Here is a 12,167-nt window from a genome sequence, read left to right on the forward strand (position 1 = left end):
GAGTCTGGGCCGTGTCTCAGTCCCAGTGTGGCCGTTCACCCTCTCAGGTCGGCTACGCATCGTCGCCTTGGTGAGCCGTTACCCCACCAACTAGCTAATGCGCCGCAGGCCCATCTTTCAGTGACAGCTTGCGCCGTCTTTCCTCATCCTCTGATGCCAAAGAATGATGTATTCGGTATTAGCATCCGTTTCCGGAAGTTATCCCAAACTGAAAGGCAGGTTGCCTACGTGTTACTCACCCGTCCGCCGCTAAGTCTCAGAGAAGCAAGCTTCTCATCAACTCCGCTCGACTTGCATGTATTAGGCATGCCGCCAGCGTTCGTCCTGAGCCAGGATCAAACTCTCCATTAAAGTCGCGAATACTTTCGCGACCGCGACTCGATTGCCTAACCCCTTCGGGCAAGAGCAATCGACCAAGCGATCACTTCGGTCTTCGCTTTAAAAGAAAGCACCATGTGCTCGTTTAAAACGTGGCGATCATTGATTGCTCAATAATCTATTTATTCTCACGATCATCTGCATGATCGCGACTCACTTACTGTTCAGTTTTCAAGGAACAAACACTTGATTTTCGTTTCTGCCACTCAATGTTTCGCTCGCAGCAGCAACTCTTATATATTAGCACGTTCGTTTTCGTTTTGCAAGTCTTTTTTTAAAATCTTTTATTTCGCTTTTTCAAAGCGTAATATCGATCTCAATTAGACTGGCTCGAAAGTTCGAACGCCACGGTTGCTCTCGCAAGACCGTTCTTAGAATATATCACGCTGATATCGAGAAAGCAAGCATTTTATTTCTCATTTTTAATTTTAGATCTGTTATCCGTTTTTTCCTTCTATTATATATGTATAGATACAAAAGAAGCCGGAACCCGTCTTATCGACGAGCTCCGACTTCTTTTCAATTATAATTTAAATGAATTATTCGCCGCCCAAGAATACGTAACGCGCAAGCACCAGGATTGCCAGTACCCACATCAACCAGTGGATCTTTACTTTTCGACTTGTCAGCAAGCTACTTACGCCGCCCAATACGACATAAGACAAAATGCCGATCGAGATACCGTTCGCAATACCGTTTGTGAAAGGCATGAAGATGATCGTCAAGAAAGCCGGAATCGCCTGCATCATATCGTCCCATTCGATGTTGCGAACTTGCGAGATCATCAGAACGCCGACCATGATCAGTGCAGGAGCTGTTGCCGCCGAAGGCACAACCAATGCAAGTGGAGCGATAAACATTGCGAGTAAGAACAGAACGCCTGTCGTCACCGAAGTCAGACCTGTACGTCCGCCTTCCGCGATACCCGCTGTACTTTCTACATAAGAAGTAATCGTACTTGTACCCAACACGGCACCTGTGCTGACGCCGACTGCATCGACCATCATCGCTTTACCGATTTTCTTTTCGCCTTCTTCTTTGTTTTTCATCAATCCGGCGCGCTCGGCTGTACCGACCAACGTACCGAATGTGTCAAACAACTCAACGAAAGTAAATACAAATACGATCTCGAACAATCCAAGTTGCAGTGCGCCCATAATATCCAGTTGTCCAACTGCCAGATCGCCAAGCGAAGGCAACCAGCTTCCTGTAGACAAACCGCTCAAATTAGTAACGCCCATCGGAATACCGATCAACGTGATCAATACGATTCCGATCAATAATGCACCGCGAATTCTCATAACCATCAGAATACCGATAATGAAAATCCCGATCAAGGAAAGCAACGTATCTTTTTGGTGCATAAAGTCGCCTAGAGCCAATTGGAAGTTAGAGCCGACTACCGGCACCGGAGCTTGCAACTGAGCTACATCTGTAATACCCGTCACGGTTGCGGAGATCGAGATGATATTGCCAAGCTTCATCCCAATAATCGTAACGAACAAACCAATACCGACTGTAATCGCGGCTTTTATCGAAGACGGAACGGCTACAATGAGCATTTGTCTAACCTTCGTCACCGTCAAAATAATAAAGATGATACCGGAGATAAATACGGCACCGAGTGCAGCTTGCCATGTGATGGCACCGTTAGAGCTAAGTACGACGGTCATAAAGTACGCGTTAAGTCCCATACCCGGAGCGAGTGCGACCGGAATGTTTGCAACCAGACCCATCAAAATCGTAACGATACCTGCGCCTACCGCTGTAGCGAAGAATACGCCCGAAGCTGGGATACCCGCGCCATCTGGACCGAGGAACGAAATGTTGACGATCAGGATATAAGCCATGGTGATAAATGTCGTCAGACCCGCAATAATTTCCGTTCTGAATGTGGTTCCGTGTTCTTTGAGTTTAAAGAACTTTTCCATGTGAATCACTTGCCCCCTCTAAATATGAATAGCTAAAACATTGCGGAACGACAAAAGAGCCCGGATTCGACTGACTCGTCCCCGGTGCTCTTTAGAATTGGGAAAAACGCGGAACGTTGCGCCAGATGAATACACATTCTAGCCACAAGGCCGCTTTTACCCGTTTCGTAGAGAGATCAATTCGGTGATCGCGTAGAGACTTCCGAGCCTATCTCGGAATTATACGAACGCTATTTCAATTGTCGATTACCTTATCCGTCAACGACTTGTCGACTTCACAGATTACATTCTAGGACAGCTACAAATCGTTGTCAACACAAAAATACGAATGTTCGCAAAGGGGTTTTATTCAAACGTTCGTTAATTATCCAAAAATAAGGCAATATAAAAACGCTTTACTCTATATTTACGTCAATGTCTCTGTTTTCGTATACAGACCTGCTCATCAACGTAGTAAAGCGTTTGAAATCGTTATCGGCTTTAATCACATCAAGTCATTTTAGCAGGTTCCATAGGTTCACGGACATGCTCTTTGATTTCAAAACTGTGGAAGATCACTTCAAATCCTCCTTCTTTACCTGGGCTTGCCGCATATAAACCGACTTTAAGAGCTTGTCCTTCCGGGCAATATAGATGCGCGATTCGAAGTTGTTCCCATTCTTGGTCAATACTTCGAGCATAGATCAGAAAATCATTGCCTTCTCGCACGACTTTGAATTGGAGACGTTGTTTGAACAAATCGGCAGCGGCATTGCGAGTCGACCAATCCGAATAGCCATCGCGCGTCACGACTGCTCCCATATGCGAAGGTGCGTTTGGAATATATTCTACCGAAGTTTTAAGCCAATTATCTCTATTGACTTCGACAAACAATCCCGCTTGGTCAAACGTATACCGTGGGTCCATTTCAAGTTCCGTGACCGCTTCAAAATCGCCACTGATCTCGTCAAAAAGCACATGCCCGTTGTACCGTTCAAAGCCATAATGTGTTTTTAGCCAAAAGTCGGTGTCTGGCAACGTATGTACCTTCAAGCTCTGCTCGGTCGTTTCTAATTTGTCCGGTTGCGTCATGATTTGAAGTTTGTCGGTATGTTGGGGAATATACTGCATGTCGAACACCTCTTTAACAGTTTTTTGGAAAACCTATACTTTACTCATTTTAACCAATCTGTTTGCAAAAGCACACTGTGTTCTTGATTTGAGAAATAAAAAAGGACAGTTTCGCTTTAAGCGAGCGACTGTCCCTTTTTAAATCTATTTACGATTTTTCGGATTTTTTTACCAGTAAGAAGTAAGTGGCCAATGCAACAAGACTCGTAGCCATTAACGTAATACCGAGCGGAACCGCTGTATCTTCGCCTGCAACTCCAACAATCGGAGCAACCAATGCGCCCAATACAAAAGGAATAAGACCGAGTAACGCTGCGGCACTCCCTGCATTTTTGGCTTGGCTTTCCATCGCTAGCGGGAATGAAGCAGTCGAGGTGATACCGATCGAGCAGACGAATACGAACAAAGGAGCAACCAAAGCAAATAACGGCCCTTCGACGATCGCTACGCCAACTACGATGATACTGGAGATCAGAGCGATCCACAGACCGATCAACAACAGTTTTTGTTCGGGAACCCGGTGCGAGATACGTCCTACGATCTGGGAACCGATAATCAAGCTAACTCCGTTAGATGCGAATAACAGAGCGAAGACCGTAGGCGATACGCCGTAAATATTTTGGTAGATAAAAGGTGTACCCGAGACATACGCGAAAACGCCAGCTGTCATAATGCCTTGCGCCAGCATATATCCAACGAATTTCCGATCACGCAACAACTTGCCGTAATTTTGAAGTTGAAGCTTGAAGTTTGGAGATACGCGTTGTTCGGGAGGATTACTTTCTTTGAGACGGAACTGCGTCATGAGGTATAAAAATACACCTAAGATTGCTAAAGAAATAAATACACCCGGCCATGTCGTGAATTTTAGAACTCCACTTCCGGCAATCGGAGCGACCAGCGGTCCCAAGTTACCTACGAGCAGCAATAAAGAGAAGAACTTCGTCAATTCATGTCCACTATACATATCCCGTGCGATAGCGCGCGAGATCACGATTCCTGCCGAAGCCGCAAATCCTTGAGCAAAGCGGAATACGATTAACATCCCGATATTCGGCGCATAAGCACAGGCTACGGAAAACACCACATAACCGATCATCGCGATCAACAGCGGCTTGCGTCTACCATAAGCATCGCTTAAAGGTCCTACGACTAACTGCCCGATACCGAGACCTAGCAAACAAGCGGTCAGGCTGACTTGAATCAAAGAAGCGCTTGTATCAAAATCTTTGGCAATTTCGGGAAAAGCGGGCAAATACATATCGATCGTAAACGGCCCTAACGTCGAAAATACACCCAGCAACAAAGCGAGACCGATCACGCTCCATTGACGCGTTGTTTTTGTACTATTGTCCATAATGATGTAACTCTCCAGCCCCTTTTTGTACAGAGCGTATTCGCTCTAATCTGATTCCAGATTATACATGACCTCGGTGACTAAGTGAATATGATTTATGCTAACAAACTCACAAATTGCTTCGCGAGTGGCTTGATTGACAAAATACATGTACAAAAAGACTTACTCTCCATTATTTCGGATTCAATTCTTTTTCAGACTATAAAAAGATTGAGACCTACAAGCAGTCCCAACCTTTTTATAGGTATTTTTTAAATGTGATCGTGATATTCGGCTAAAAAGTCAGCAATAGGCTGCATGATTGCACGTGCCAGCAATACCGGAACCGCATTACCGATTTGTTTGTAGACTTTGTCAATTTGTGCGTTGCGATCGAGTGTCCTGCCCGATTTACCGACTGGGGAACCAAAGCTGAATTCGAACCAGTCCGGGAAAGTTTGAATTCTTTTGATTTCGCTAATGGATAGCCGGCGATTATGCTCTCCGCGAAATACCCATTCGTTTTCTCCTAATTTCTCCATCGGTTCTCCACCGGGATGTTGCGGAGCTTGTCTACCGCTTGCTTGAATGGTAAAGCTTTGTTCACTCCAAGACTTTTTGCGATTACGCGACTTGTAAATCGAACTATATGTTCCTTCGAAATATTCTCCGGGATCTGCTTCCAGATCTCCAATAGCTTCTTTCAAAGTGACCCATGGCAATTTGCCTTCAAACAAATCCGATTGGATCGGGTCGCCATGCGTCGGCAAAGGCAATTCGTAATGGTATCCGAATTTTTGTTCAATCTTTTCTTTGTGAACGCCTACCAAAAATACGCGCTCTCTTGATTGCGGAACTCCGTAATCTCGAGCATTGACCAGATGAGCCGTTACCGTATATCCCGCACTAGCAAAATCTTCTACGATTTGTTTCAATACTTCGCCTTTACCAAGAGTCATCATCCCTTTAACATTTTCGGCAACAAAAAATGCGGGCTGTGTCTGAATCAAGGCTCTAATAAAGTGCAAGTACAAAAAGTTTCGTTCATCGTCTATCAAGCGCGGACCGGCTTCGCTAAAGCCAGGGCAAGGAAAGCCGCCAATCATTAGCTCGTTATTAGGAAAATGCGCAACTTTTTTGATGTCTTTCTGATGTTGAAGAACGTCGGATTCGAAATTCAATCTGTAGGTTTCGTTCGCTTCTTGAAACATATCGTTTGTATAAACGGTGTGGAAAATACTTTGACCTCTTAGACCATCGTAAGTTTCCTTGTCACGATGAAAAGCTCTCATTGCCGGTTCGTAACCAACAGTAGCTACAAGCCCCGCTAATTCCGTACCTAAATCCAGTCCGCCCGCACCCGAAAATAAAGACACCGTATTGATTTTGTTTTCTTTATATAGAGCTTTCTCGATTAATTCTAAATCCTTTTTATCTTCAATGATTTTTTTGGATTCTTCATCTATTTTTTGCATCAAAACGGATTTGACTTCATCGATAGATAAATTTAAAGCTGGTTTAAATTTACCTCTAGATCTTCGCGTTTCGTCTTTGTATGTGACTTTCTGTATGTTATCGACAGTCATTGTTTCTCCTTCGTTGAAAATAATATTGGGATATGCCAACTATAGCAGAAATCATTTTAAAAGGCCAGAATGCCGAAGCTTAAATAAAGCGTTCTTTGCAAAGAGGATTCAATTGTTTCACTTGTTCTAATGTCAGTTGTGCAATCTTCTCGCCTGAATAACAAGGATCTAATGGATGTTCACAATTCAGTCGGTATTTCATTTTAGTATCGTCCAATTCATCGACTTGCCATAAAAGTTGAACGGCCAACGGTCGGTTGCCGTCAGATTTCTTTTTGAGAATTCTGAGATTGTTAGCCGTGAAAATAATATAATGCTGAACGATCGGATAATGATCAATCAGTACCATTTTTTCTAAAACATCTTTTCGCGACGCTAATTCCTCTACGGTGCAAACCAATATATATTCGGCTACGCCACTATCTGCAATCACTTCACCGTGGACTTTAGCGTGCTTTTTACTTTCGTCTAGAGTCAGCCCTTTATAAATAATATCTCGAACTTGTTGATCCTCAAATTCCAATGGATGCGATAATGCCCTGTATTTGTTAGTAATCTCTAATTTCCATCCGTTAGTGAGCATACTTTCTTTAGTTTTTCTAGCTCCTTCCGGAAAAAAAACTTGCGTATTCAAAAAGTTATTGGCATTATTTAAAGCGGCTTCTTTAATAGTTTCTCGCCAATCGCTACCCCATATTTCGAATGCGCGTTCAGCACGGATTTTATTTTCCTGAAATTCGTTCTCATTGGCTAACTTACAACTGATTTTAAAATTAATGATATTACTGGGTGTAATTACTTCTTGTATACTAATATAAGCATCCGTTTTGGGCTCACCTTTACTCGTTCTGGGTTTATCGCTTTTCAAAACTTTAAATGTCTTATTTTCATATTCGAAAGAAGTTCCTACTTCAAAAAGATCCAGCACTCTTTTCTCTAGCTTTCCATATTTCTGCGCCACAGAAAAACCCCTTATTTTATATTTTGATATCAAAAATGCCCCTATCAAAACTGATAGGGGCATTTAATCGTTTCACATTCACCCATAAAAATATAGAGATGGATATTATTCTATTCCCACTCGATCGTAGCTGGCGGTTTCGAAGTTACGTCGTACACGATACGGTTGACGTTATCGACTTCGTTGACGATCCGTACAGAGATTTTCTCAAGGACGTCCCACGGAATACGTGCCCAGTCGGCAGTCATGCCGTCGATCGAAGTTACCGCGCGGATCCCTACCGTATAAGAGTAAGTACGCGCATCGCCCATAACGCCTACGCTCTTCATGTTTGGAAGCGCCGTGAAGTACTGCCAGATTTCGCTTTCCAGACCCGCTTTTGCGATTTCTTCACGCAAGATCAAGTCGGAATCGCGAACGATCGTCAGTTTTTCTTCGGTTACTTCGCCCAGGACACGAATCGCAAGACCCGGACCCGGGAAAGGTTGACGCCATACGATCGCGTGCGGCAGACCCAGCTCTTCGCCGACTTTACGCACTTCGTCTTTGAACAATGTGTTCAAAGGCTCGATCAATTTGAACTTCATATCTTCAGGCAATCCGCCGACATTATGGTGAGACTTGATCGTCTGCGCAGTTGCTGTACCACTTTCAACGATATCGGTATACAGCGTACCTTGTGCCAAGAACGAGAAATCGCCAAGTTTAGCCGATTCTTCATCGAAGCAGTAGATAAATTCGTTACCGATGATTTTGCGTTTTTGCTCTGGATCATCGACGCCTGCAAGTTTGCTTAAGAAGCGTTCTTGAGCATCGATCTTGATTACGTTGATATCGAATTTGCCTACGAATGTTTCCATTACGCTCTCGGCTTCGCCTTTGCGTAACAGACCGTGGTCGATAAACATACAAGTCAGCTGATCGCCGATCGCTTTGTGAATCAGCATCGCGACAACCGAAGAATCTACGCCGCCGCTAAGCGCGCAGAGCACTTTTTTGTCGCCGACTTGGTTACGGATATCTTGAATCGATTGTTCGATAAACGATTCCATCGTCCATTCGCCGCTGCATTTGCACACTTCATACAAGAAGTTCTTGATCATTTCGTTTCCGTATACGGAGTGACGAACTTCCGGGTGGAACTGTACCGCATGCAGATTACGTTCCGCATGGCTCATCGCTGCGATCGGTGCCGATTCCGTACCTGCTTCCAGTACAAAACCTTCCGGCAAAGTAACGACGTGGTCGCCGTGGCTCATCCAGACCGTTTGCTTACTTTCCAGACCTTTGGTGAGTACGCTGTTATGCAGGAAATCGACGTCTGCTTTGCCGTATTCACGTTTGCCCGCGCGCTCAACTTTACCCCCAAGCTGCTGTGCCATTAACTGCATACCGTAGCAAATCCCGAAGATCGGTACGCCCAAATCATAGATCGCTGGATCTACGTGCGGAGCACCTTCTTCGTATACACTCAGCGGGCCGCCTGAAAAAACGATACCTGCCGGATTCAATTCACGGATACGTTCAACTGGAGTATTGTACGGCATTAGCTCACTAAACACACCCAGATCACGGATTCTTCGAGCAATCAGTTGGTTATATTGTCCTCCAAAATCGAGTACGACAATAAATTCGTTCGGTTTATTCATGTCACGCCTCCCTTAATTACTGTCGCTAATTATACCGATGCCCTTCGCATACCGCAAGCCAAAAAGGCGATCTTGTAAGCTGACTTCTGCAACTGAAAACGCTTTGATTTGCGAAGTTGGATTTTTCGACCCTAAATATCGTAAAATTGAGAAAATATTCGCCGCATTTATCTGTTAAAGGAGCTTGAATCTTATGGAACTTTTTAAAATGATTCAACAACTATTCGAACAGTACGGCTATCTCGTGATGTTCCTCGGTTTGTTTTTGGAATTTATCGCGTTACCTTTTCCGGGAGAAACGACGATGGCGTATGCCGGTTTTCTTTCCTATACCGGAACACTAAGATTCGATATTTTGCTGATTGTTGCTTTTTTGGGAACGACGATCGGGATGAGCATTACGTATTGGATTGGCAAAAAAGCGGGACTGCCTGTTCTGTTACGGTTCGGCGGATGGTTTTTCAAAGAAAGCAAACTTCTCAAAACGCAAAAGTTTTTCGATAAATACGGAGCAAGCCTAATTTTCTTTGGCTACTTTATTCCGGGGGTACGCCACTTTACAGGGTATTTTGCAGGCATCATGAATATTTCGTTCAAAAAGTTCGCGGCTTATGCGTTTAGCGGAGCGTTGTTCTGGACATTGTTGTTTCTGGGAATTGGCAAAATCTTCGGCCCGCAATGGTCGGTCGCTTTCCAGTTGGCTGAACGTTACGCGATTTGGATTGTATCGGTCATCGCTCTAGCTGTAGCGGGATTTGTGATCTTCCGTTTCCGTGCAATGACGGCATCTATTTGGGTTTCCTTTGTACAACGCTTCAAAAAAAACAAAAGAATATCGCCGTCCACTTATTCGCTGACCAAGCAACAACTGATTCAACGATTAGCGCAGTCGCAGCCGATCCAACTCCAACTTCGGTTAAAACAAGGTTCGATTTTACGGATTCAGCCGGGACGTTGCGCTCAAAAAATCGTATTAAAAAAGCGAGTCAAATCCTATTGATTTATAAAGCGAATAGCTAGCATAAAAAACTCCCAAGTCGCAAAGACCTGGGAGTTTTTCTGAAATGTATACTTTTATCGCGTCAAACACTAATTCCTGCCGCTTGAGGTTCATGATCCAAAGCTTCAGCAGCATGTTTTTGCTCCGGCGTCTCGATTCCGCGAATCTCCATGTCTGCAAGCAGATCCAGATACAAATGCTTAGCTTGCTCGCAAGCCGCTGTAATATCGTTTTCTCTGACGTTTTTGTAAATCCCCCGAAGTTTTGCGTTGTAAGAATTGTGATCCACTTTCACCCATGCTGGAATGATTTGCATAACAAGTTTCCCCTCTCCCAAAATCGTTAAGTTGGACAGTCGGTCCCCACCGACCATGTAACTGCTGACGACATATGCATACCAACACCGATGTTTGACGCTGATCGAACTCGCGTTTTTCGCTTTCAAAGCCAAAGCCGAAAATCCCCCCGCGATTCGAACCTATGTATCATTTCCCACCTTTCTTTTTTGATCTTTTAAAAACTTGATGAAATTTGCATTTCCTAACACAAATTTAAACGTTTTTCCGAATTTTCTCAAATAGTTTTTCGACTTTTACAGGCGAATTACGCTTAAAAAGCTAAAAATGATACTTTTGTAGCCCAAATGTTCAGTCTTTAAGCGCTTGCAGCACTTCATCTACATGTCCCGAGACTTTCACTTTTCGCCATTCACGAATCAGTACGCCTTCTTCATCCAGTAAAAACGTCGAGCGTACGATCCCTTCATACTCTTTTCCGAAGTTCTTTTTCAGCTGCCACACGCCAAATTGCTCACTAACGGTATGATCGGTATCCGAAAGAAGCGGAAATGGGAGTTCATATTTATTTTCGAATTTCTCGTGCGATTTTAGGTCGTCGGCACTAATTCCGATAACCGCTGCATTCTGCGATTTAAAATAACTGTCCGAATCGCGAAAATCGCAAGCTTGCTGCGTACAACCCGGGGTCATGTCTTTTGGATAAAAGTAAATGACGAGCTTTTTACCGCGATAATCGCTAAGACTTACTTCTTTGCCTCCCGCAGCGGGAAGAGTGAAATTCTCGACTTGCTCTCCGATTTTCAACATAAGTACATTCGCTCCTTCAAATGGTTGTGGTTGTGGTGGTGTTTTTGGGAGACGCTTCGGGGGAAGGGGCTTTCGGATCGCTGTTTCAGCTACGCTTCAAAGGCGAACGCTTCGCTTCCTACAGCTCCCTTCCCCCTCCGCTGCTCTAGGTGGTGGATGATACTTTTTTACACCCTTCTCTCCCCTCCAGTGAAAAGTAGAGGAAAACCGCGGAGCGTAGGAGAAAGGGGAGCCTGAAGATCGCCTTTGAAGCGTAGCTGAAACAGCGATCGCAAGGCTCCCCTTTCCCCGAAGCGGACTCAGGTCAGCGCTCTGTGCTCTGACTAGGACCCCGCTCCCCGATACTTTTTCACCCCAATATTCCAGCTCGTCAGCCCAATCGTCGCAAAGATAATCGCCATCACCGGAGTGAGCCACGCCATATGGAACATTTCGGTTCGACCGAGGAATAGTGACGCCGGATAAATGCCGACAAAAGCAAAAGGAATAATCCATGTCAGCAAAAATTGGATCGTGCGGTTATAGATCGTCACCGGGTAACGTCCGTAGTTTTGAATATTGTAGAGCAGCGGCAGAATCCCTGTCGGGGAATCGGAATAAAAGGACAGTGACGTCAGCGCGATATAAATCCCGGCATAGATCAGCGTAGCGCTAATCGCAAACAAAATCATGATCGGGAAATGCCACCAGACCAACTCCAAGCCGAGCTGACTGCCACTTGCGATCATAATGACAACACCGATCAACGAACCGATTAAGCCCGGAGGATCGATATTTTCCAAAAAGATCTGAAAAAGATTGTACGCCGGACGAGTCAGTATCCGGTCCATCTCGCCTTTGACAATATAACGGTCGCTGAAATTCCATAAGTTCACGAAGCACGTGAATAATCCAAAAGGAATCATGAAAAATCCGTAAACGAAAATGACTTCCGCTTCACTCCACCCGCCGAGCGAATTGGTATGTCCAAACACGACGAAAATAAAGATCAGGTTGCTCGCTTGCATCAATAGATCGGAAATCACTTCGACCCAGAAATCCGCGCGGTACGTCAGCCTTGTTTTAAGATAATTTTTGAGATATTCAATCACTAATCCGATATAGTACATG

At 44.5% G+C, this 12,167-nt stretch carries 9 protein-coding genes, 1 rRNA gene, 1 pseudogene and 1 riboswitch; of the genes and pseudogenes, 1 reads left to right on the forward strand and 10 read right to left on the reverse strand.

Going from position 1 to position 12,167, the window contains the following annotated elements; all coding sequences use genetic code 11:
- The 7 genes from NOM90_RS10505 to guaA form a co-directional block, all read right to left on the reverse strand.
- A 16S ribosomal RNA gene (locus NOM90_RS10505) occupies positions 1-351 on the reverse strand; the annotation flags it as partial.
- A 566-nt stretch (positions 352-917) separates the two neighbouring features.
- Positions 918-2,309, reverse strand: coding sequence for an NCS2 family permease (locus NOM90_RS10510; protein ID WP_255941887.1), 1,392 nt, complete (start codon positions 2,307-2,309; stop codon positions 918-920).
- Positions 2,310-2,456: 147 nt separating this feature from the next.
- Positions 2,457-2,556: riboswitch (purine riboswitch) on the reverse strand.
- A gap of 242 nt (positions 2,557-2,798) precedes the next feature.
- Positions 2,799-3,419: a DUF1349 domain-containing protein gene (locus NOM90_RS10515; RefSeq protein ID WP_255941889.1), complete on the reverse strand. Its 621-nt coding sequence runs from the start codon at positions 3,417-3,419 to the stop codon at positions 2,799-2,801.
- A 148-nt stretch (positions 3,420-3,567) separates the two neighbouring features.
- Entirely contained in the window at positions 3,568-4,776 is a 1,209-nt protein-coding gene (locus tag NOM90_RS10520; RefSeq protein WP_255941891.1) for a Bcr/CflA family multidrug efflux MFS transporter, read from the reverse strand.
- A 251-nt stretch (positions 4,777-5,027) separates the two neighbouring features.
- Positions 5,028-6,341: a DNA cytosine methyltransferase gene (locus NOM90_RS10525; RefSeq protein ID WP_255941893.1), complete on the reverse strand. Its 1,314-nt coding sequence runs from the start codon at positions 6,339-6,341 to the stop codon at positions 5,028-5,030.
- Positions 6,342-6,420: 79 nt separating this feature from the next.
- Positions 6,421-7,302 (reverse strand): hypothetical protein, encoded by an 882-nt coding sequence (locus tag NOM90_RS10530; RefSeq protein WP_255941894.1) that lies wholly within the window; start codon positions 7,300-7,302, stop codon positions 6,421-6,423.
- 110 nt (positions 7,303-7,412) lie between these two features.
- Positions 7,413-8,951: a glutamine-hydrolyzing GMP synthase gene (gene guaA / locus NOM90_RS10535; protein WP_255941896.1), complete on the reverse strand. Its 1,539-nt coding sequence runs from the start codon at positions 8,949-8,951 to the stop codon at positions 7,413-7,415.
- A gap of 193 nt (positions 8,952-9,144) precedes the next feature.
- On the opposite strand from guaA, the pseudogene NOM90_RS10540 reads away from it, so the two are divergent.
- Positions 9,145-9,792, forward strand: a pseudogene (locus NOM90_RS10540) (DedA family protein); the annotation flags it as partial.
- Between the two features lie 241 nt (positions 9,793-10,033).
- Here NOM90_RS10540 and NOM90_RS10545 read toward each other — a convergent pair.
- The 3 genes from NOM90_RS10545 to NOM90_RS10555 all read right to left on the reverse strand — a co-directional run bounded on the left by NOM90_RS10545 (position 10,034) and on the right by NOM90_RS10555 (position 12,166).
- A complete protein-coding gene (locus NOM90_RS10545) occupies positions 10,034-10,267 on the reverse strand; it encodes a hypothetical protein (RefSeq protein WP_255941897.1) in 234 nt (77 codons plus the stop codon).
- Positions 10,268-10,598: 331 nt separating this feature from the next.
- On the reverse strand, positions 10,599-11,057 hold the full coding sequence (gene bcp, locus NOM90_RS10550; protein ID WP_255941898.1) for a thioredoxin-dependent thiol peroxidase: 459 nt from the start codon (positions 11,055-11,057) through the stop codon (positions 10,599-10,601).
- A gap of 323 nt (positions 11,058-11,380) precedes the next feature.
- Positions 11,381-12,166: an ABC transporter permease gene (locus tag NOM90_RS10555; protein WP_255941899.1), complete on the reverse strand. Its 786-nt coding sequence runs from the start codon at positions 12,164-12,166 to the stop codon at positions 11,381-11,383.
- Position 12,167 lies beyond the last annotated feature (1 nt).

The sequence above is a fragment of the Saccharibacillus sp. JS10 genome, assembly GCF_024436065.1.
In the GTDB taxonomy this organism is placed as follows: Bacteria; Bacillota; Bacilli; order Paenibacillales; family Paenibacillaceae; genus Saccharibacillus.

Coding starts and splice junctions, on each gene's coding strand:
- NOM90_RS10510 (WP_255941887.1), bottom strand. CDS start 2,309: ATGGAAAAGTTCTTTAAACTCAAAGAACACGGAACCACATTCAGAACG.
- NOM90_RS10515 (WP_255941889.1), bottom strand. CDS start 3,419: ATGCAGTATATTCCCCAACATACCGACAAACTTCAAATCATGACGCAA.
- NOM90_RS10520 (WP_255941891.1), bottom strand. CDS start 4,776: ATGGACAATAGTACAAAAACAACGCGTCAATGGAGCGTGATCGGTCTC.
- NOM90_RS10525 (WP_255941893.1), bottom strand. CDS start 6,341: ATGACTGTCGATAACATACAGAAAGTCACATACAAAGACGAAACGCGA.
- guaA (WP_255941896.1), bottom strand. CDS start 8,951: ATGAATAAACCGAACGAATTTATTGTCGTACTCGATTTTGGAGGACAA.
- NOM90_RS10545 (WP_255941897.1), bottom strand. CDS start 10,267: ATGCAAATCATTCCAGCATGGGTGAAAGTGGATCACAATTCTTACAAC.
- bcp (WP_255941898.1), bottom strand. CDS start 11,057: ATGTTGAAAATCGGAGAGCAAGTCGAGAATTTCACTCTTCCCGCTGCG.
- NOM90_RS10555 (WP_255941899.1), bottom strand. CDS start 12,166: ATGTACTATATCGGATTAGTGATTGAATATCTCAAAAATTATCTTAAA.